Source organism: Lentzea flava (assembly GCF_014648475.1).
Lineage (GTDB): Bacteria > Actinomycetota > Actinomycetes > Mycobacteriales > Pseudonocardiaceae > Lentzea > Lentzea flava.
In genome coordinates this window covers 175897-196448 of sequence record NZ_BMRE01000002.1, presented here as the reverse complement: position 1 = coordinate 196448, position 20552 = coordinate 175897, and the positions used below count along the sequence as shown (strand labels likewise).

Annotated in this window: 16 protein-coding genes and 1 pseudogene; 5 read left to right on the top strand and 12 right to left on the bottom strand. The window is 66.7% G+C overall.

What is annotated here, in order from left to right; translation table 11 throughout:
* Positions 1–16: 16 nt before the first annotated feature.
* The 9 genes from IEZ09_RS05115 to IEZ09_RS05075 all read right to left on the bottom strand — a co-directional run bounded on the left by IEZ09_RS05115 (position 17) and on the right by IEZ09_RS05075 (position 13994).
* On the bottom strand, positions 17–244 hold the full coding sequence (locus tag IEZ09_RS05115) for a hypothetical protein (protein ID WP_189252396.1): 228 nt from the start codon (positions 242–244) through the stop codon (positions 17–19).
* Positions 245–261: 17 nt separating this feature from the next.
* Entirely contained in the window at positions 262–756 is a 495-nt protein-coding gene (locus tag IEZ09_RS05110) for a hypothetical protein (protein ID WP_189252395.1), read from the bottom strand.
* A gap of 39 nt (positions 757–795) precedes the next feature.
* Positions 796–1302, bottom strand: a complete 507-nt coding sequence (locus IEZ09_RS05105) for a hypothetical protein (protein WP_189252394.1) — start codon at positions 1300–1302, stop codon at positions 796–798.
* A gap of 29 nt (positions 1303–1331) precedes the next feature.
* Entirely contained in the window at positions 1332–2228 is an 897-nt protein-coding gene (locus tag IEZ09_RS05100) for a S8 family serine peptidase (protein ID WP_189252393.1), read from the bottom strand.
* Between the two features lie 7 nt (positions 2229–2235).
* Positions 2236–5583: a golvesin C-terminal-like domain-containing protein gene (locus IEZ09_RS05095; RefSeq protein ID WP_189252392.1), complete on the bottom strand. Its 3348-nt coding sequence runs from the start codon at positions 5581–5583 to the stop codon at positions 2236–2238.
* Positions 5584–6077: 494 nt separating this feature from the next.
* Positions 6078–6530 (bottom strand): hypothetical protein, encoded by a 453-nt coding sequence (locus tag IEZ09_RS05090; RefSeq protein WP_189252391.1) that lies wholly within the window; start codon positions 6528–6530, stop codon positions 6078–6080.
* A complete protein-coding gene (locus IEZ09_RS05085; protein WP_189252390.1) occupies positions 6527–10462 on the bottom strand; it encodes an SGNH/GDSL hydrolase family protein in 3936 nt (1311 codons plus the stop codon). Before IEZ09_RS05085 ends, IEZ09_RS05090 begins: the two co-directional genes overlap by 4 nt.
* Positions 10463–10792: 330 nt before the next feature.
* Positions 10793–13216: a transglycosylase domain-containing protein gene (locus IEZ09_RS05080; RefSeq protein ID WP_189252389.1), complete on the bottom strand. Its 2424-nt coding sequence runs from the start codon at positions 13214–13216 to the stop codon at positions 10793–10795.
* Positions 13217–13595: 379 nt separating this feature from the next.
* A complete protein-coding gene (locus IEZ09_RS05075) occupies positions 13596–13994 on the bottom strand; it encodes a DUF5318 domain-containing protein (protein ID WP_157985376.1) in 399 nt (132 codons plus the stop codon).
* 165 nt (positions 13995–14159) lie between these two features.
* Here IEZ09_RS05075 and IEZ09_RS05070 point away from each other — a divergent pair, with 165 nt between their 5' ends.
* Both IEZ09_RS05070 and IEZ09_RS05065 read left to right on the top strand, forming a co-directional pair.
* Positions 14160–14696, top strand: a complete 537-nt coding sequence (locus tag IEZ09_RS05070) for a PadR family transcriptional regulator (protein WP_189252388.1) — start codon at positions 14160–14162, stop codon at positions 14694–14696.
* Between the two features lie 30 nt (positions 14697–14726).
* Positions 14727–15809 (top strand): inositol-3-phosphate synthase, encoded by a 1083-nt coding sequence (locus tag IEZ09_RS05065; RefSeq protein ID WP_189252387.1) that lies wholly within the window; start codon positions 14727–14729, stop codon positions 15807–15809.
* A 62-nt stretch (positions 15810–15871) separates the two neighbouring features.
* On the opposite strand, the pseudogene IEZ09_RS05060 reads toward IEZ09_RS05065, so the two are convergent.
* Together IEZ09_RS05060 and IEZ09_RS05055 are read right to left on the bottom strand one after the other, a co-directional pair.
* Positions 15872–16563: pseudogene (locus tag IEZ09_RS05060) on the bottom strand (SDR family NAD(P)-dependent oxidoreductase).
* Positions 16564–16670: 107 nt separating this feature from the next.
* Positions 16671–17174: an ArsR/SmtB family transcription factor gene (locus IEZ09_RS05055; protein ID WP_189252386.1), complete on the bottom strand. Its 504-nt coding sequence runs from the start codon at positions 17172–17174 to the stop codon at positions 16671–16673.
* Positions 17175–17230: 56 nt separating this feature from the next.
* On the opposite strand from IEZ09_RS05055, the gene IEZ09_RS05050 reads away from it, so the two are divergent.
* Positions 17231–18097 carry a S41 family peptidase gene (locus tag IEZ09_RS05050; protein WP_189252385.1) on the top strand — a complete coding sequence of 289 codons (867 nt, stop codon included), beginning with the start codon at positions 17231–17233 and terminating at the stop codon, positions 18095–18097.
* Positions 18098–18116: 19 nt separating this feature from the next.
* A complete protein-coding gene (locus IEZ09_RS05045; protein ID WP_189252384.1) occupies positions 18117–18698 on the top strand; it encodes a hypothetical protein in 582 nt (193 codons plus the stop codon).
* On the opposite strand, the gene IEZ09_RS05040 is transcribed toward IEZ09_RS05045, so the two are convergent.
* Entirely contained in the window at positions 18647–19276 is a 630-nt protein-coding gene (locus tag IEZ09_RS05040) for an HAD family hydrolase (protein ID WP_189252383.1), read from the bottom strand. The genes IEZ09_RS05045 and IEZ09_RS05040 overlap by 52 nt on opposite strands.
* A gap of 67 nt (positions 19277–19343) precedes the next feature.
* Here IEZ09_RS05040 and IEZ09_RS05035 point away from each other — a divergent pair, with 67 nt between their 5' ends.
* Positions 19344–20510, top strand: coding sequence for an MFS transporter (locus tag IEZ09_RS05035; protein WP_189252382.1), 1167 nt, complete (start codon positions 19344–19346; stop codon positions 20508–20510).
* Positions 20511–20552 lie beyond the last annotated feature (42 nt).

The following is a 20552-nucleotide window of genomic DNA, read 5'->3' as shown; positions in this document are numbered from 1 at the left end:
AACGGTCAGCCGGTGATCAGTTGCAGGGCGGGACGTTCGGGTTCGGGTCGTGGCCGGTGTCCAGGTCGAACCCGTTCACCCAGCCCTCGCGCCAGCCCGGCCTCATCGCGGAGTAGGTGCTGGTCGCGTGACAGTTGATCACCACCGTCTCCCCGGCGCTGAGGTAGTAGTAGATCGTCGGGCTGCCGACCCAGCCCTGGTAGACACCGGTCGTCCGCACCGCCTTCGTGGCGAACTTGTTCACGAATCCCCCAGATCCGCTCAGTTGAAGGTCCTCACCCGGAACCGGTTGATCCGGTCGTTGAACTCCTCACCGACCCACGAGGTGTTGCCCTTGTAGCCGTTGCTCGGAGAGTTCGGGTTGTGGTCCTGGAGATAGCCGACGGTGTACCCGCAGGCACCGTGCACCTCGAACGACGAAATGCGGTTTCGCCAGGCGGTGAAGTTCGTCGCGTCGAGATCGACCACGTAGCCGCTCGAATCGCAGGTGCCGAAATTCCCGTACCAGCTGATGTAACCGTTCCAGGTGTTGTAGTCCGCGTTGTCGTACCACGTCATGAGCTTCGTGGAAGCCATCGCGGTGGCAGCCTGCAGCTTCGCCGAGTTGTCGAGGCTGTCGCACGTCATCTTCGTGCTCTGCTTGTCCGCGCTCGTCACCACAACGCAGTACTTCTGGGCCGCGGCGGCCTCGGCAGGCGCGGCCGTCGTGGACAACAACGCCCCCACGAGCAGGCCGAACGGAACGATCTTGTTCATTCTTCCCCCAGGACTTTCAGTTGATCGCGCAGAAAGGCGTCAGCACCAGCAGTCGTTCAGGAAGAAGCCGTAGATCTTGTCGTTGAACTGCGCTCCGTAGTAGTCGGGCACCGAGTAGACGTCGCCGTCGATCCACTGGATGTCGGCGTTGGCGTAGTGCCACACCGAGCCCGCGTGGCAGTTGCCGTGGAGCCGGAAGGAGGAGATCCGCCGGTTCCACTCCCGGTAGACCTCTTCGAAGTTGACGGTGTAGCCCTCGTGGTCGCAGGTGCCGTACGCGCCCATCCAGGTCATCTGCCCGGCGCTGCCGTCGTAGTGCCAGTTGTCGTACCAGGTCATGAGCGGCGTCAGGGCTGCGGAAGCGGCCTTCAGCTCCGGCGCGTCCGCCTTGGCCGCACAGGTGATGACCGGCGGCGCGTTCCTGGTCTTGAGCACTGCGACGCACTGGTTCTTCGCAGGCGCGGCCTCGGCGATGCCCGCGGACATCAGCAGCGGCATCGCCAGGACGGCGGACAACAGCACCGTGATCTTGCGTCTGATGTTCACAATTCCCCCAGAATCTCTCTGAATATCTTTCAAGAACGCCTGGATCGGCGTCGTCTGTGTGCGAGGAATGCTCCAGCGGACGCCGTCAGCGCAATTGCCGCGCCTGTCCACCAGAAGGGTCCTTCGTCCTTGTGATCAACGGGACTGGTCAACGCCTTCACCGGGTCGACCACCCCGAACCCGTATTCGGGATCCCTGCCGGGGGCACCGCGATCCTCCGCGGTCGCGGTGAGCAGCCCGACGACCTCCTGCGCGCTCAGGCCCGGATGCCGGGCTCTCACCAGCGCCGCCACACCGGACACGATCGCCGCCGAAAAGCTGGTGCCGGACTTCCCCGTGCCGGTGACCCCGACGCCGGGCGCGGAGAGTGCGACCTCCGCACCCGCGACGCTCACGTCGGGCCGGAACGCCCCGTCCTGGCCGACGGCGGACACCGCCAGCACGCCGGGACCGTTCGCGGGTGCGCGCACCCCCGTGTCCCGGTCCGCGTTGCCCGCCGCGGCCACGACCACAACATCGTTATCGGCGGCGTACCGCAGCCCCTCGTCGAACGTGCCGGTCGCGGAGCTGCCGAGCGACAGGTTCAGCACCCGTGCGCCGTGGTCGACGGCCCACCTGATCGCGGCGTTCGCCTCGACGCTGTTGCCGCTGAGCTTGACCGGCAGGATCTTCGCCTCCGGTGCGACGCTCACGACCAGCTCGGCCACGTCGGTGCCGTGTCCGAGCTGGTCGCGCGTGCCGGTGCCGAGTTCGGGGAACTCGGCACCGGGCAGCACGGCGCCGGCGAGTGCGGGGCGGCCGTCGTCGACGCCGGTGTCGACGACTCCGACGACCACCCCGGTGCCCTTGGACAGCTCCCAGGCGTGCTCGAGGCCGAGCTGCCCGGACAGGTCCGCGAGCATCACGAGGGCCAGCAGGAGTTTCATCGCCGGATCAGTAGTCCCACGCCAGGTAAGGGCTCGGCGGCGGGTTGTTCGAGTCGGCGATCTTCTGCAGGATCATTTGAGCGGCGTCGTCATGGCTGTCGTCCTTGGGCCGGATCGCCATTCCTGGTCCGCCGTACAGGTATCCGTTGTCCGTGGGGAACTTCATCAGATCCTGCGTGTAGTGCCAGACGAACGAGCTTGCGTCGCACGGTCTGATTTCCAGGTAGTTGCCAGGCGTGTACCAACCTTCGTGTGCCCCCAGGCACAGGCCCGTACCGCGATGGACGACCTTGTAGGTGGTCCAGTCACGGGGCTTGATGTCCTCCGGCGCCGGGATCGTCTGCCCGTCCTTGCTCAGGAACCAGTGATCGGTGAACGTGCCCGTGCACGGCTGCTGTCCCACGGGAGAAGCACGCTCGGGGTCCCTGGGCGCCAGACACTTGCCCGTGGCGTTGTTGACGATCGGACCGATCCTGACCTCACCAGGCGACGGGGTCGGGGACGAGAACGTGATCGAGTCGAAGACCATGATCTGGTTGTTGCCCGGCCCGCCGTTGGGCGTGACCGAGCTCAGGGTCACCTTCGGCGCGTTGTTGAAGACGTAGGAGCCGATGAGCGCCCACTTGTTGGCGAACTTCGACTGGTCGACGACTCCGGTCTTCACGACGCCGTCCTTGGTCTCGACCCGGTACTGCGCCTCAGTGGCCTTGTTCTTGCCGTGCGCGGGAATGAAGGCCCACACGTCCGCCTTGCCGCGAAGCGTGGCGTTGAGCTTCCACTCCGCGGTGATCTCGGCCTTGCGGTCGGTCGGGTTGTCGCCCTTGACCGTGGTCTGCCACATGTGACTGCCCAGACCACTGCCGATCTGGTGCAGATCGACCATCGCGGCCGGCCTGCCGTCGGTCCGGAAGGTCATGCTGCCGGACGACGGCGGCTGGTTGCACGGCCGCTGCCTCAGGTTCGGCGCGCTGTGGTCGATGTAGAGGCTGCTGCCCTGGATCGGCAGGTTCGCCAGGTCGCAGGTGGGCGGATAGCTGACGCCGTCGGAAACGGACGACTCGTTCGCGTACTGCGGGTAGTCGTAGCGGATGAACGGAAAGCCGCAGGTGGACGAGCAGTTGTCGGACTTCCACGAGACCGAGCTGTGCCACCAGCACCTCAGGTCGTAGTAGCCCGCGGCGTCCTGGTGAGCGCAGGGTCCCGTCGGTTCGCCGATCGTGCTCTCGTCCTCCGGCGTGCTGGGGTTGTCCGGCTTGTTCGGCGTGTACTGGCCGTCGCGCACGCAGTTGTTGCTCGCGTTGCAGAACGTCCACCGGTCGGGCTTCACGTTCCGGCGGTTGAACTCGGGTGAGCCGGGAGAGCCGGGAGTCACGTTCGGGTCGCCGTTCCACGTGGCGTTCAGGAAGAGCGCCACCTCGGTGTTCTCGTCCTCGGCGCCGGACGGCGGGAAGGCGGCGAAGCCCATCACCTTCTCCGGGTAGGGCCACTTCTGCGGGGTGGCGAAGTCCCTCGGGTTCTCGCCGAACGAAGTGCGGTTCGGGTCGTACTTGGGGTTGGCCGGGTTGTTGCTCCAGCCGACGCCCCACGCGGTCGGGTCCTTCTGCCCCTGGGCGTTGAAGCCGGAGTTGTAGGCCCAGACGGCCAGGAACCAGTTCTCGATGTTCGAGAAGTCGTTGTCGTGGACCTTCATCCCGGCGTTCTGGACCTGGTTCCACTTCTCCTGGATCTTCTGCAGGCCGGCTGCGACGTTCGCCGCGTAGTCCGTGGCGATCGCGAACTTCTGCTGGTAGGTGAGGCTCGTGTCCGTCTTCCGCATGCCGTCGGTCATCTGCGTCACGCCGTAGCCGCAGTCCGCGTCGGAGAAGTCGACGTCCCAGTCGTTGTCGGGGTTGCCGTCGTAGATCGGCAGCCCGTAGTAGTTGCCGATCAGCGGGTTTCCGAGTTCACCCGGCAGCGCGTGCCGCGCGGCCTGCCACAGATTCGACTCCTGGCCCATGATGCCGAGCAGGATCTGCGCGGGCACCTTGCCCCGTCCGCCGGTGTTGACCATCGGGTGCTGCGGGAACAGGCCCTGCGGGGTGTAGCTGCCGTTGTTCAGGTTGCGGTAGCCCGGCGAGCGCGGCACGGTCAGGTAGCCCTTCACCGCGAGGTCCGCCGCCCACTCGACCTGCTTGGGCTTCGGTTGGTACACCTGGATGTTCGTGTCGTTGCGCGGGATCGCGCAGGTGTAGCCGGGGTCGACCTCGCGCGGCTTGAGCGCTGCGACGGCGTCGACGGTGAAGCCGACCTCCTTGCCCGTGCGGAGGCTCTTCGCCTTCAGGTGCCACGCCTGGGGATCGCCCTGCACCGCGGAACCGGTCGGCAGCTGCTCGATGATCGCCGTCTCGCCGTTGGTCGACACCTCGGCGCGGGCGTCGACGTCGAGCTTGCGGACGAACTGGGGCAGCGTCTTGACCTCGGCCGCCTTGCCGGTGATGAACACCTTGCCCGCCGAGCCCGGCGCGACACCGAGCTCACCGGCCTTGCCGGTCGCGAGCGTGGTGGTTTTCGCTCCGACGCCGGCGGTGGCGCGCTGGATGCTCACCTTGGTGGTGTCCTCCGGCGCCACGAACACCACGCCGTTCTCGGCGTCGGGGCGCAGGAACGACGGCGTGCCCTTGGTCAGGGCGAGCCGCCTCTTCTGGCCGTCCCTGCCGACCTTGAGCACACCGCCGCCGCTCGCGACCGCGAACCCCTCCTGGAACGGAACGGCTGAGGTCAGCTGGCCGTCGAGGTCGGTCGGCTTGCTGAGCTGGGCCGACTTGGCGTCGACGGTGAGCAGCCGGGTCTTGCCGCGGTCCTCCTCGCCGCCCTGGGTGAGCGCGACCGTGTCACCCGTGCCGCAGCCGGGGTTGAAGTACGCGAGCGTCGTCTTCACCGGCAGCTTCTTGACCTCGCCGGAGACGAGGTCGACCACGGCGGTGAGGCCGCCGCGTGCGAACAGCTGGTCCTTGTTCGTGAACGTGCGTGGTGCGTACACGACCACGGCTTTGGTGCCGTCGCCGGTGACGCAGGCGTTGCCGATCCACTTGTCGGTTTCGAGGGCCTTGGTGCCGAGCGTGGCGACCGTGCGCCACGAGTAGCCGGTCTTGGCCTCCGCCACCAGCACGTGGAACCCGGTGCCGTCGCCGTAGGTGGTCCAGAGCCGGTCACCGGACTGCTGCCAGCCCTGCCCGAGCAGCTCCTGCCGCTTCTCCGCGGGCACGACGGGTGGCTCGACCGGTGGCTTGGGCCTCAGCGGTGCGGCCGCGTCGGGATTCGCCGGCGGAGCGACCGGAGCGGGTTTCGCCTCGGCCTGAACAACGGTTGCGAGCATCAGTGCCGCAGCGCCTGCGGCGACCAAGGCTCGTCTTCGGATTTTTGACAACGCTCATCCCCCCAATTTGTTTTCGGGCATGCCGACCAGACCTGCGAGCGCGCACTGGCGTGCTTGAACAGATCTGCGGATTCGGGTGAAGGAAGTCAGACGTGGATCAATGCGGAAACAGTTGAACGCACGTGTCATCCCCCACGGACAATCGCGGCTCGAGCTGCGCTTCCTGCCTCTCCGGGCAGGCCGAAAAAGACTGAGCGCAGAAGCTCAGCCGAAACCCCGACAACGACAAAACTCGGCGTGGTGCTCTCCGAGTCATCCCCAGTGGGCACGAGGGCCCCGTTGCGAGCGGCCTCCCCCGGCCCTCGCTGGAAATGAGTTAACCGGCCACTCAGTGCGACGTCAAGCCCACCGTTCGCAGCAAGGCCGATGACCCCGGCGGGCACTTGCGGGAAGCGGAGAGCTGCGCGCCCGGTCGTCCCAGGAGGGACGAACGATCAGTTGGCACGGACCAGCGATTCGCACGACGGGAGTTTCGTCGCGGTGACCGTGCTGGATCGCGACAGCGGGACGGTGATCGTGAAGGTGTAGCACTCGGTTTTTCCGGACGAGCCGAAAAGCGAGCTCGTCACGACGTTGACAGCCGTGTCGAACGAGACGTTTTTCTGTCCGCGGCGCGCCTGCGGATCTCCGTCACTGTCCCGGGAGGTGACTCGCATGATCTCCTCGTCGGTCAGAACGCCGTCCTCCGCATGCGCCAGGAGGTTGTTCCTGATGCTCTCCACCTGGATGGTCATCTGCCTGTCGGGGTCGGCCCTGTGCAGGAATCTGACGATCGTGACGGTGATCAGCACTATTGCTCCGGCCACCAGAGCGAGCAATATCAGGCAGCCCCAGCGGAGCCAGGATCTACCGGCTCCGCTGGGGCGCGTGGAATTCGTCTCGGTCATCCTCCGTAGTTTATCTCGCGGAGCTTGTTCTCCAACAGTCTTCCGTAGCTGTAGGCCCCGGCCGTGGTCGGGTGGAACGCTTCCCGGCTGAGGCAGGCGCCTTCGAAGATGATGCAGAAGCCGAACTTGTCCCCGGGGTGGGAATCACCGTCACCGTGTGGTCCGGTCACGAGGCCGTGGATCGACGATTCCCGATCGCAGGCGTTGTGGCCGGCGAAATGACTCACTGCGTCCGCGTAGGCGACTGGTGCGCCGAGCCTGTTGACCATCTCGTTCGACTTGTCCCTCATGTACTTCGCGAGCGTGCTCAGGGCGGCGGATTCCTTCGTGCCGATCCCCGGCACGCAGGTTTGCGTCGTGCTGAAGAGCTCGGGATAACCCATCAGCAGGATCTTGGCGTTGCGGGCCCGTGTCTTGATCCGGTTGATCACGCGCTCGACCTTGGTCAGCGCGTTGTCGATCGACGCCTTGTACTTGGGGATGTAGGTATCCCGGTCCGCACAGCCGACCAGTGGGGGCAGGCATTCGACCACCGCGTCGGTGAATCCGGCGTCGTTGCCGCCGATCGACAGTGTGACCAGGGTGGTGTTCTCGTCGAGCACACCACTGTCCACCTGCCTCATTTCGTGATACTGCCCGTTCCCCTTCTGGTAGTTGTCCGGTTCCGACCACGAGAACGGGACTTCTGTTCCCGAGACACCTCCGTCGACGTTCCACGTCTGGGCACCCGAACATGCGACGAATGCCAGCTCGACATCCTTCGAGAAACTGTCGGAAGCGTTTCCGACGTAACCGTTGATTCCGGGCAGTGTGAACTTCCTGGGCCAGGCGTCATCACTTCGCCTGCACGCGTTCCACTCACGCTTGCCGTGGTTGTTGTCGGTTTCCCGTAAATAGTTGCCGGCACCCTCGCCGGACGCGTAGGAGTCTCCGAGCGCGGCGATGATGTGCTTGGGCTTCTGCGCCAGCGGCTGGAACGCGACGGCGTCCCAGGCGATGTCCTCGGAGCCGAGCCCGTCCTGCGTGATCGAGCTCAGGCGAACGATCGGTGCTCCCGCGAACTTGTAGACACCCAGTGAGACCCATTTGTTCCGCTCGGTCCTCTGGTTGACGAAACGCGACCGCGGCGGCGTGCCATCACGCAGATCGATCTCGTATCTCGCCTGCTGGGTGTGTGCTCCGTGATCGGGAATGTGCACCATCACGCGGGCCCAGCTGAGCGCCTGGTTCAGCGTCCAGGTGCCGGTGACCTTCATCTTTTTGCCGAAGGCGTCGTTGCTGTTGGTGTGGGCGAACCAGAAGTGGCTGTTGAAGCCGGCGCCGATCTGGTGGAAGTCGATCTTCGACGGGTATCGGCCCTGCCCGTCGCTTCCGAACTCGAGGTTGAAAGAGCCTGAGTTCGGTTGCCTGGTGCAGGATCTCGCCGAAGGCGCGTCCGTGTCGTCGACGATCAGCGCACCCTGCACACCGATCGGGGAGCAGTTCGGCGGGTAGCTGATTCCGTCCGGCTGATACCCCACGTCCGGGTCGCGGAACCTGTTGGTCGAGTAACCGCATTGTTCGGTGCAGTTCGACTTCCAGGTGGAGGAGTTGTGCCACCAGCACTTCAGGTCGTAGTAGCCCTTTGCGTCGCGGTGGCCGCACGGACCGACGGGCTCACCGATCGTGCTTTCGTCCTCCGGTGTGCTGGGGTCGTCCGGCTTGTCGGGCGTGAAGGACGAGTTCTCGTCGCAGTCGTTCAGGGTCTTCACGCAGAAGAGGAAGTTGTCCGGCTTGACTTTGCGTCGGTAGTCGGCGCTGTTCCACCACGCGTACGCGTAGCCGGATGCGACCACACCGGGAGAGACCACGGCCTCGATCGGATGCCCCGCCCAACCCATGATCTTCTCCGGGTACGACCAGAGCTGCGGGTTCGCCGCATCGGCGTACCCGTTCTCGAGGAACGGCGCGCGGCTGCGCGGGTAGTTCGGGTTGGCGGCGTTGTTCGCCCAGCCGAGCCCCCATGGGTTGCTGCCGTTCTGCGGGTTGAACCCCGAGTTGTAGGCCCACACGGCGAAGTACCAGTTCTCCAGCCACTGCGGGTCACCGTCGTTGACCTTCATCCCGGCCCTGCGGGTCTGGTTCCACTTGTCCTGCAGGATGCGCAGGCCGGCTGCGATGTTGGTGGCGAAGTCGACGGCGACCGCGAGCTGCTTGTTCGCCGGCAGCGCGATCTCACCTGGCTTTTCGCGTCCCGCTTTGCGCATTCCGTCGGTGATCTGCGTGATGCCGTAGCCGCAGTCGGCGTGATCCCACCTGATGTCCCAGTCGTTGTCCGGGTTCGCGTCGTAGATGTTGACGCCGTAGAAGTTGCCGATCAACGGGTTGCTGGTCACGCCGGGAAGCGCGTAGCGCGAGGCCTGCCAGAGGTTGGACTCCTGGGCGAGGATGCCCAGCATCACCTGCGGCGGGACCGAACCGCCGCCTTCGAGCGGGATCGGTGGGAACAGCCCCTGCGGCGTCCACGCGCTCGTCATCCCCGACTGCTTCCAGTTCACCTCGCGCTGGATGTTCAGTCCGCCCGTGACGGCGTAGTCCACCGCCCACTCGACTTGCCGAGGAGTCGGTTGGTAGACCTGGATGTTCGCGCTGCTGCGCGGAATCGCGCACACGGACTCGTCGTCGAGCGGGCTGTTCGGCGATCCAGCCGCCGTCATCTCACCGCCGGAGGCGGAGAGCTTCGGGCTCGGCGCTGAGCCGACCGCGGACTGGGCCTGCGGCAGAACTGTGAACGCCGCGGACTTCCCGGTCGCCGCGACCTTCGCCTCGACGCGCACGGGCTTCGAAGCCGCCGGATCCGCCTGAACGGCGCCCTGGTCCGGTGTCCTGGCCCGTTGCACACCCGTCACAGCGAGCTCGCCACGCACCGACATCGTGCTCGACTTGGGCACGTCAGCACGGGCGACGCTCGCCGGGAGCTGCTTGACCTCGTCGGCCTTGCCGGTGATGAAGACCTTGCCGGTCGCGCTCGCGGTCAGCCCGAGCTCGGTCAGCGGTCCCTTGGCCAGGGTCTTCACCGGAGCGTTCTTGGTGACCCGCTCGAGCCGTCGGACGAACGACGTCCCGCCTTCGGTGTCCAGGAAGACGACGCCGCCGTCGGAGTCCGTCCGCAGGTAGAACGGCAAAGAGGAGGTCTTGGCGAGATGCCGTGCTCCCTTGGCGTCCACGGTGATGAGCCGGCCGTCGTCCGCGGCGACAATGCCGTCCTTGGTGGGAATCGCCGAGGTCACCTGGCCCGAGATCTCGATGGGCTCGGTCGCGGTCGCCGCCGCCGCGTCGATCTCGACCAGCCGCGTCTTGCCCTTCGACTCCGTCGCGAGCTGGGTGATCACCGCACGTTCGCCGTTGCCGCAGCCGGGACTGTAGTAGGCGATGGTGCTGTGCACCGGCAGTTTCGTCACGGCACCGGTCTCGAGGTCGACCGTCGCGGTGAAGCCGCCGCGCTCGAACAGGTGGTTCTTGTTGGTGAAGGTTCGTGGCGCGTAGACGACCACGAGCTTCTTGCCGGAAGCGGTGGCGCACGCGTTGCCGATCCACTGGTCGGCTTCGAAGCCCGGCTCGACCAGCGACGTGACGGTGCGCCACGCGTAGCCGTCACTCGCGCGAGCCCCGAGCACGTGGAAGCCGGTGGCGTCACCGGTGGTGGTCCACGCGATGTCGGTGGACTTCTGCCAGTCCTTGCCTATCACCTCGGTCCGCTTGTTCTGCGGAACGGACGCTGGCTCGGTGCTCGCCGCGGTCGCCGGCGGCGGTGCCTGGTCGATTGATTTGTCGGTCGCGGCCGAAGCCGGTTCAACTGTGGTGACCAGCAAAGCTGCAACGACGGCCGCCGCGACGGTCTCAGATCTTCCGCGCAGGCCCTTTCCTTGCGATCTTACCTTCGGTAAGCGCATGAATCCCCCAGGCTCTTTCTTCAATTTTCGTCAAAAAACCTGAATACGCCATTCGAGTGGTGGTGAGGCTCTTTGATTCCTGTTCTCACTCGCCCCCGAAATTGGTATAACAGTCCGCCTGGTGTGGTGTCAACCAGGGGGTTGTCGGTTGAACAGCAGCTACTGGACAGGAATTCGTCGTCGGTGAAAGTCGATCATCATTTTCGCGGTGCAATGAAGGGCGACGTCAAGTCTGCCATTCGTCGCAAGGCTGATCACCTCGAACGCAAAGCGGGGCCTGGCGTCCAGCGCCAGGCCCCGCTTTGTCTGAATTGTCAGCCGTCAGCCACCTCAGGGGGTGGGGTTGGGATCCGGATCACCGGGCTTCGGCCGGCCCGACGTGCTCGGCGGGCACTTGAGCGGGAAGCACGGGTTGTCCGACGGCCTCGTCGGCTCCGTCGACACGGGAGCGGACGGAGTGTTCGACGGAGTGTTGGAAGGCGTGTTGGACGGGGTGTTCGAGAGCGTGTTCGACGGCTTCGGCGGGTTGAAGTTGCCGAGAGGCTTCGGCTTCGCGAACTTCTCCACCGGCATGCCCGAGAGCGCCGCGTCCATGAACTTCTTCCAGATCTGGCCTGGCAGGCCACTGCCGAAGATCGCCTTGCCGTTCTTGTCCTTGATCGGCTTGTTGCCCTGGTCCTTGCCGACCCAGACCGACGCGGAGAGCTGCGGCGTGTACCCGACCATCCAGGCCTTCGAGTTCTGGTCGACGCTGTCGGGGAGCTCGTGGGTACCGGTCTTGCCCGCGCACTCGCGGTTGTTCGCGCACGGGATCCTCGAGTACGCCGGGATCTCCTTCAGCGTCTCGGTGACGTTGTCCGCGATGTCGCGGCTCTTCTCCTCCACCGGGTCGAACGCGGGCACGGCCTTGTCCGCGTGCTGGTAGAGGATGTCGCCGTTGGGGCCCTGGACCTTGGTGATGAAGAACGGCTCGCGGTACATGCCGCGCGCGGCGAACGTCGCGAACGCCGACGCCATGTCGAACGGCCGCACCTGGGCGTTGTCCGCGCCGATGGAGATACCGGCGTTGGGCGGGTTGCCGCCTTCACCGACCAGCGTCTCCTGCGCCTTGCCGTTGACCACGACGGTCTTCGGGATGCCCGCGGCGTGCGCGGCGTCCGCGACGGCCTTGGTGCCCGTGCCGTTGGGGCTCGCCACCATGTCGTAGAACACGGTGTTGAGCGATTCCTTCATCGCCTGCCTGATGGTGCACTGCTTGCCGCAGGTGGTGTTGCTCGCGTTGCGGATCGGCACACCGGCGATCGTGCGCGGTGTCGCGTCGTAGGTGTCGCCGATGCCCTTGCCCATCTTCAGCGCGGCGACCAGGTCGAACGGCTTGAACGACGAGCCGGCCTCCTGGATCGTGCCCTTGGCGTAGTCGATGCCCTTCAGGCCGTCCTTGCCGGGGTAGTAGGCCCGGACCGCACCGGACTGCGGGTCGATCGCGCTGAGCGACGTGCGCAGCTCAGGGTCCTGGCCCTCCATCACGGTGTTCACCGCGTCGGTGGCCGCCTGCTGCATCTTCGGGTCGATGGTCGTGTGGATGGTGACGCCGACCTTCTGCGCCTTCTCCATCGTGATGCCGACCATCTCGCTGTCCATCTCGTCCTGGACCTGCTGGCTCACGCGTGCGAGCGGTCCTTCGAGACCACCGGGCTGGTTGTCCCCGAAGGACAGCGGCTCCGGCCACTGCTGCGAGTCGTAGTAGGCCTGGTCGATCCACTTCTTCTGAAGCATCTGGCCCATGACGTACTTCCACTGCTTCTGCGAGTACGCCTTGTCCTCGGACCACGAGGGCGTCTGGATCATCGCGGCGATCAGCGCGGCCTCGGAAGGAGTGAGGTCCTTCATCTCCTTCTTGTAGTACACCTGCGCCGCGGCCTTGAAGCCGTTCGCACCACGACCGAAGTACACCGTGTTGAGGTATGCGGTGAGGATCGTGTTGTGGTCCGACTCGTTGCTCATCTTGAAGGCCTTGACGACCTCGGTGAACTTGCGGGTCAGCGTGGGGTCTTCGTTGCCGGTCGCCTTCTTGATGTACTGCTGCGTCAGACCGGAACCACCACTGGAGCCACCGGTCGCCTGGATCCAGACGGCGCGCAGGATGGCCTTGGCGTCGAAGCCGGGGTTTTCGTAGAAGTTCGCGTCCTCGGCCGCCAGCACGGCGTGCTTGACGGTGTCGGGGATCTCCTCGTACGTCAGCATCGTCCGGTTCTGACCGGGCGAGGTGATCTTGCCCATCTCCGAGCCGTCGGAGTAGAGCAGCGTGATCGTCTTGTCCTGCGACGCCGCGACCTCGTCCGGCCGCGGCCAGTCGACCAGCGGGTACGCGACCGCGACCGCGATCACCGGGCCGAGGATCATCAGGCCCAGAGCGACGAACGCGCCGATGCGGACGCGCTTCCAGATCTTCTTCTTGCGCAGACGGCGCTCCTCCTCTTCGGTGAGCTCCGGCTCGTCGTCGTAGTACTCGTCCTCGTCGTCGTCGACACCGGCGAGCAGGAACTCGTCCTCTGGCTCGCGGTGCGTCAGGAGGTCGGGCTCGCGCTGCGGCGGCCGGTTGACCGGCGGCAGCTGCGTGGTCCGCTCCTCACCGGGACGCTGAGGCACACCGGGACGTCCCGGACCGCCGGGGCCGCCCTGAGGGCCACCAGGACCGTTCGGGCCGTTCGGGCCGCCGGGACGACGGCCGCCGGGAGGCGGTGGCACCGGCATGCCGCCGGGCGGTGTGGGGGGACGGCCGCCAGGACCGCCCTGAGGGGCCGGTGGACGGCCTGGACCGCCCTGGGGGCTTCCCTGGGGCGCGCCTGGTCCGTTCGGGCGGCGTGGGGGCTGCTGCTGTGGGAATCCACCGGGTGGCGTGCCACCCTGGGGAGGGCGCGCGAAACCGCCGGGCGGGGTGCCCGGTCGTGGCTGATTCGGGACATCGCGCCTCGTGCCGCCGCCGTCCGGGTCGTCCCCGGTCGGCCACTGCGGCTCGCCTCCGCGCTGCCGGTCATCATGCTGGTCGTTCACGTGAAAGGCCTCCCAGACCAGCGTGCATCAGCACGCGGTTCGGTGGTCGTACTTCATTCGGAGCAGTGTCACCTGTGGGTCATTCCGCCGCAGTCCTCCTGCGGGGCTTTTCCAGCCCACGCTTCCCCAGGACGTATGACTGCACCAGGTGGTTCCAACTGCACGTGCGACAGACTTCAACGACGTACACGGTGAACTCGTCGAAGAGGGTTGCCATCTTCACGAGTTCTTCAGGTGTGCGCGCCGAGCCGGTCGCGTGCTTGAGCTCGTCACCGTAGACCCACGAGACGTTCGTGAGCGGTTCCTTCCGGCACACCGGGCATGGCACTTCCGTCGCCGTCCCGTGGAACTTCGCAGCTCGCAGCAGGTACGGGGACGCGTCGCAGACCTCCATGGTGCCCGTGCGGCCAGAGTAGACCTCCGCCAGCAGCGCACGCCGCTGCAGCGAGTAGTCCACCACCTGCCGTTGGGTCAACACGTGACCAGAGTACGTGCCGACGGCTTTGGTCATGATGGGCCGTTCAGGGCAGCGCGGCCGGGCGCGATATGACGGTGTGCCACATCCCACAGTTGAGAGGGGCAATCGATGTATCGCGGCGATATAATCGCCTCACCTATCGGTGCAGGTGCGAGGAGGTGACTCGTGTTCGAGTTCGCGCTGCTCGGCCTGCTGCACGAGGCGCCCATGCACGGCTACGAGCTGCGCAAGCGCTTGCACGACCTGCTCGGAGCGTTTCGCGCGTTCTCCTACGGATCGCTGTACCCAACTTTGCGGCGACTCCAACGTGCGGGCCTGATCGTGGAGGAGGGGCCGGAGGAGTCGGCTCTTTCTTGGGGACGTCGGGCTCGCAAGGTCTACAAGCTGACCCCTGAGGGGAAGGAGCGGTTCGCCGAGCTCCTCGCCGACGCGGGTCCGCAGACCTGGGACGACGACTCGTTCGGAGTCCACCTGGCGTTCTTCTCCCGCACGCCGGCCGACGTCAGGATCCGCATCCTGGAAGGCCGGCGCCGGTGTGTCGAAGAACGCAGGGAGGGGCTGCGCGAGCGGCTCACGCGCACGGGTGAGCAGATCGACCGCTACACCCGTGAGCTGCACAGGCAGGGCCTGGAAAGCACGGAGCGCGAGGTGCGGTGGCTCAACGAGCTCATCGCGCACGAACAGTCCGAGCGGGACGAGTAGTACTCATCTTTGATCAAGGAGGACTCGGCAATGGGCGGAAATCGCCGCACCGTTCGAGTGGCCATCGTCGGGGTTGGCAACTGCGCGGCGTCGCTGGTGCAGGGCGTCCACTACTACAAGGACGCCGACCCGAGCACCCGCGTGCCCGGCCTGATGCACGTGCAGTTCGGTGACTACCACGTGCGTGATGTCGAGTTCGTGGCGGCGTTCGACGTCGACGCCAAGAAGGTCGGTGTCGACCTGGCAGAGGCCATCGTGGCCAGCGAGAACAACACGATCAAGATCGCGGACGTGCCGCCGCTCGGCGTCGTCGTCCAGCGCGGTCACACCCTCGACGGTCTCGGCCGCTTCTACCGGGAGACGATCGAGGAGTCCGACTTCGAGCCGGTCGACGTCGTGCAGGCGCTGCGCGACGCCGAGGTCGACGTGCTCGTGTCGTATCTGCCGGTGGGCTCCGAGGAGGCCGACCGCTTCTACGCCCAGTGCGCCATCGACGCCGGTGTGGCGTTCGTCAACGCGCTGCCGGTCTTCATCGCGTCGGACCCGGAGTGGGCGGAGAAGTTCCGTGCGGCCGGCGTGCCGATCGTCGGTGACGACATCAAGTCCCAGGTGGGTGCCACCATCACGCACCGCGTGCTGGCCAAGCTCTTCGAGGACCGCGGCGTCCAGCTCGACCGCACCATGCAGCTGAACGTCGGCGGCAACATGGACTTCCTGAACATGAAGGAAATGGAGCGCCTGGAGTCCAAGAAGGTCTCCAAGACCCAGTCCGTGACGTCGCAGCTGTCCCGTGACATCGGCAAGGACAACGTCCACATCGGCCCGTCCGACTACGTGGCGTGGCTCGACGACCGCAAGTGGGCGTACGTCCGCCTGGAAGGCCGTGCCTTCGGCGACGTGCCGCTGAACCTGGAGTACAAGCTCGAGGTCTGGGACTCCCCGAACTCCGCGGGCATCATCATCGACGCCGTCCGCGCGGCGAAGATCGCCCTCGACCGCGGCATCGGCGGCCCGATCCTCTCGGCGTCGTCCTACTTCATGAAGTCCCCGCCCGTGCAGTACTCGGACCCCGAGGCCCACGCGGCCGTCGAGGCGTTCATCCGCGGCGAGTAGCTTGAACCATGAACGGCGCTTTTGTGCACCTGAAGTGCACAAAAGCGCCGTTCATCGTTTCCTCAGCGCTTCGAGAGCCGCAGCTTCTGCCAGCTGCCGTCCGCGGTCCACCCGCCGTCCACGGGCAACGCCACACCGTTGACGTACCGCGCGTTGTCGCCAGCCAGGAACCTCACGGCCTGCGCGATGTCGTCCGGCACCGCGAACCTGCCCACGGGCACGTGGTTCGTGATGTCCTCGTCGACGTAGTGGCCGCCGGCCTGCGACTCGACGTCCATCTCGGTCTTGACCCAGCCGGGACACACGGCGTTGACCCTGATCCCGCGGCCACCCCACTCCACGGCCAGCGTCCTGGTCAGCCCGATGAGCCCGTGCTTCGTGGTGTTGTAGGCGCCCGGTCCGCCACACCCTGCAGCCCGGCGACGCTCGCGATGTTGACGACGCACCCGCTGCCCTGTTCGAGCATCACCTTGCCGAGCGCCTTCGTGAGCAGGAACGGCCCGGTCAGGTTGACGGCCATGATCCGTTCCCACTGCTCGAGCGTGGTGTCCTCGAACGGCACGATGCCGGCGATCCCCGCGTTGTTGACCAGCACGTCCACCCGCCCGTGGGTGCTCATGACGTGCTCGGTCAGCCGCTCGACGTCCGCGGCGCTGGCGACGTTGCCGACGATTCCGTCCTTGCTCTCCTGCAGGTCGAACCCGACGACGGCGAACCCGTCCTCGCGCAGCACGTCCGCGATCCGCAGCCCCATGCCCTGCGCCGTGCCGGTGACCACAGCAACTCGTTGCGTCATGAGCGCCACGCTAGGCACCGCGCGGTCGCTGCGGGAGTCACCCTCTCCGGTTCTGGTGCTGAGCATCAGGACCGGCGGTAGACGCTCACCAGCACGCCGTGCTCCGCCTCGCCGGGCTTGGCCGGGACCAGCCCGTGCACCAGCGATTCCAGGTGTTCCTGGAGTGCGCGGGCCTGTTCCGCCGTGAGCCGGAGGACGCGGTGGAACAACAGGTGCCCGTCGTCGGCGGTGGGGATCTCCTCGGCGACGGCCGCCAGCATCGCCTTGGTCGCTTCGCCACCATCGCCCGCGTCGAACCGGTAGCTCCTGGCGGTCTTGACGAAGTACTGCTCGGTGCCGCCGCGAACGGTTCGCGTGGGGCCCTTGCGGACCAGCCCGGCTTCGACGAGCACACCGAGGTGGTGGGCGACGTTGCCCTTGTTGATGCCGAGGCGGTGGGTCAACTGGCTGATCGTCGCCCCGTCCTCGCCGATGGCGCGCAGGAGCCGGTGCCGGGTCGGGTGGGCGAACGCCCGCATCTGCGCGGGGCTGGTGGCGTCGATGACCTCGTACTGCGGTGAGCGCGTCATCCATCAAGCGTCAAGAGCTGTTGTCGCTTGGTCAAGCCGGTTGCTTGACTTCGGTCATGATCGAAACCAGTCAGCTCATCTCCCACGTGCAGGAACTGGTGGGCGAGCGGTACGTCCTGCGGGACCACGCGGCCGCCATCGTCGCCGATTTGGACGCCGTGGAACTCGCCGGCCTCACGCCGGAAGCGGCGGCCGCGGCCCTGACCCAGCGCCTGCAACGAGCCAACAACGACCGGCACCTGCGCGTGCGGCATCGGCCAGAAGGCGCGGCATCGGACTTCTCCGGGGCCGAGCACGAGGCCCGGCACGCGGCCGAAGCCCTGCGCAACGCCGGTGGCTTCCGCCGCGTCCAACTGCTCGACGACGGCGTCGGGCTCATCGAGATCGCCCCCTGCATGTCGCCGGTTCACCTGGCCGAGCCGTACGTCCGCGCCGCCTTCACGCTCGTGTCCTCGGCCGCCGCGCTCGTGATCGACCTGCGTGCAGGCCGCGGCGGCACTCCCGAGACGGTCGCGCTGATCTGCGGGCACCTGCTCGGCAAGGAACCGGTGCACCTGCAGGACGTCGAAGAGCTCGGCTGCCCGCCGCGGCAGTTCTGGACCTCGCCGGCGGCCACGCGGATCGACGGACCCATCCGGGTGCTCACCAGCTCCACCACGTTCTCCGGCTGCGAAGAGCTCGCCTACAACCTGCAGGCGCTCGGACGAGCCGTGGTCGTTGGTGAGACGACCGGCGGTGGCGCTCATCCGGTCGAGGCGTTCCGGCTGACCGACGTCCTGGAGCTGCACCTGCCGACGGCGAGGTCGGTCAACGCGGTCACCGGCACCAACTGGGAGCAGGTGGGGGTCAAGCCCGACATCGCGTGCCGGGCCGACGACGCACTGGAAACCGCCCTGCGCGACCTTCACCTCGAACCGGTGTGACCAACGCTATCGTCGCCCGGTGCGCACGCTGCTGGTCGCTCTGCCAGGTCTGGTCCTCGCCGGCATCGGCCTGACCCACCCGCACCTCCTCGACGCGACCACCGCCGGGTGGTGGCAGAACATGCACATCATCCTGGCGGTGATCTTCCCGCTCCTCGGTGCGGCGCAATGGGTTCTGCTCGCCGACACCCCGAAGCTCGTGCGCTACCCCGCCCGCGTCGCCGCGTTCGGTTACGTCGTCTTCTACGGCGCACTCGACGCGCTGGCCGGCATCGGCGGTGGCGCGATGACGTTGGCCAACGGGGGCCGCAGCGCCGCCGACGCGCCGATCTTCAAGATCGGCAACCAGCTCGGCCACGTCGGCGCGTGGTGCTTCTTCGCGGTGAGCCTCGCGATCGCGGTGTGCGTGCTGCTCAAGCACAAGGTCAAGGCGATCCCGGGAGCCGTCTTCCTGCTGATCGGCAGCTACCTGTTCCTCGACAGCCACATCTACTGGCCGAAGGGCGTCATCGCCTGCACGTCCATCGCGATCGGCATGGCCGCGATCAGCTACGTCAGCGCACCCGGCAGGTCGGCGATCGAGGACAGCACCCGCACCTGAGCCAGCACGTCCTCGGCGGGCGGGAAGTGCGGGTTCGGCACCGCGAGCACCGTCATTCCCGCCGCCAGGGCAGCACGAAGCCCGTTCGTGGAGTCCTCGACGGCGTAGCAGGCAGCCGGGGAAACGCCGAGCCGCGAAGCCGCCAGCAGGTAGACGTCCGGTGAGGGCTTGCCGGCGGCGCACTCCTCCGACGACACCGCGACGGGCACGGGCAACCCGGTCACGTCCAGGAACACCTTGATCAGCACAGCCGGCGCCGACGACGCGATCGCGACAGGGAAACGATCGGCCACCGCACGAACCGCGTCCACGGCGCCGGGAATCACCGGCAGGTGCGTCGCGTACGCCTTCTCTATCTCGGCGATCACACCGGCGGAAGCCTCCCCGGGAGAAAGCCGGACGCCGACCGACGACACCAGGTAGGCACCCCACTCCGGCGTCGACATGCCCTGCATGTCCCGGGTGGCGGTGGGAGTCCAGACACCCCCGTGGGCGCGGGCGAAGGACTGACGCACCTCGTCCCACACCTGCTCGGAGTCGATCAGCACGCCGTCGAGGTCGAAGATCACCGCTTCCACACTCCGAACCGTACCCCGTGACGCATGATGCTTCGTCATGCTAACTAAAATCTGTTAGGGTAGCTAAGTGAATTTCAAAGCTCAGCCCAAGCAGGTGTGGATCACGGCGTTCGCCGCGGTCATCGCCTTCATGGGGATCGGGCTCGTGGACCCGATCCTGCTGTCCATCGCGGAGGGTCTGCACGCAACACCCGCGCAGGTCACCCTCCTCTTCTCCTCCTACCTCGGCGTCCAGGTCGTGGCGATGCTCTTCACGGGCGCCGCGACGGCGCGGTTCGGGGCCAAGCGCACGCTCGTCGGCGGGCTGGCGCTCATCGTCATCGCCACGCTGGCGTGCTCGGCGGCAGGGAGCATCGGCCAGCTCGTCGGGCTGCGGGCCGTGTGGGGGCTCGGCAACGCCTTCTTCATCGCGACCGCGCTCAGCGTCATCGTCGGTGCGGCGAGCGGTGGGCAGAAGGGTGCGATCCTGCTCTACGAGGCGGCGCTCGGCCTCGGCCTCAGCGTGGGGCCGTTGCTGGGGGCTCTGCTCGGCAGCATCTCGTGGCGCGGGCCGTTCCTCGGCACCGCGATCCTGATGGCCGCCGCGTTGATCCTTTGTGCAATCTTCCTGGCCAGGGACTCCCACCACGAACGTCCGAGGATCGGCCTGCTCGACCCGCTCAAGGCGCTCAAGCACCCCGTCCTGCTCCGCACCTCGATCGGGGCCGCTCTCTACACGGCCGCGTTCTTCACGGTTCTCGCCTGGTCGCCGTTCGTGCTGCGGTGGGGCGCCGTCGAGATCGGACTGATCTTCTTCGGCTGGGGTGTCTGCGTCGCCGTGTCGAGCGTCTTCCTCGCGCCGCGGCTCGCCGACCGCATCGGCGAGAAGAGCGCAATCATCGGATCTGTGCTGGCCTTTGCCGTGCTCATGCTGCTGATGGCGGTGCCGAGCAAGCCGCTGCTGGTGCTGGCCGTGATCGTGAGCGGTCTGGTGAGCGGTCTGCTGAACACCCTGTTCACCGGTGCCGCGATGAGCGTGAGCGACGCACCGCGGCCGGTCGCGAGCGCCGGGTACAACTTCCTGCGCTGGCTCGGGGGTGCCCTGGCTGCGACGTTCGTCAGCCACCTGGCGCAGCCGTTCGTCGTCGCGGCGGTCCTCTGCCTGGCCGCCGCCGGGCTGCTGACGTTCAACCGGGCGGACACAAGGGACGTTCCGTCCGAAGCTGTTTTCGCTGGTGAACAACTTGTGGGTTAACAAAGCATGAACGGTCGCATACGGTCGGTTGCGGTTCCCGCA

What these genes read in the sequence shown, in the direction of transcription:
- IEZ09_RS05110 (WP_189252395.1), bottom strand. Translation starts at nt 756, where the DNA reads ATGAACAAGATCGTTCCGTTCGGCCTGCTCGTGGGGGCGTTGTTGTCC.
- IEZ09_RS05100 (WP_189252393.1), bottom strand. Translation starts at nt 2,228, where the DNA reads ATGAAACTCCTGCTGGCCCTCGTGATGCTCGCGGACCTGTCCGGGCAG.
- IEZ09_RS05095 (WP_189252392.1), bottom strand. Translation starts at nt 5,583, where the DNA reads ATGCTCGCAACCGTTGTTCAGGCCGAGGCGAAACCCGCTCCGGTCGCT.
- IEZ09_RS05090 (WP_189252391.1), bottom strand. Translation starts at nt 6,530, where the DNA reads ATGACCGAGACGAATTCCACGCGCCCCAGCGGAGCCGGTAGATCCTGG.
- IEZ09_RS05085 (WP_189252390.1), bottom strand. Translation starts at nt 10,462, where the DNA reads ATGCGCTTACCGAAGGTAAGATCGCAAGGAAAGGGCCTGCGCGGAAGA.
- IEZ09_RS05080 (WP_189252389.1), bottom strand. Translation starts at nt 13,216, where the DNA reads ATGCCGGTGCCACCGCCTCCCGGCGGCCGTCGTCCCGGCGGCCCGAAC.
- IEZ09_RS05065 (WP_189252387.1), top strand. Translation starts at nt 14,727, where the DNA reads ATGGGCGGAAATCGCCGCACCGTTCGAGTGGCCATCGTCGGGGTTGGC.
- IEZ09_RS05055 (WP_189252386.1), bottom strand. Translation starts at nt 17,174, where the DNA reads ATGACGCGCTCACCGCAGTACGAGGTCATCGACGCCACCAGCCCCGCG.
- IEZ09_RS05050 (WP_189252385.1), top strand. Translation starts at nt 17,231, where the DNA reads ATGATCGAAACCAGTCAGCTCATCTCCCACGTGCAGGAACTGGTGGGC.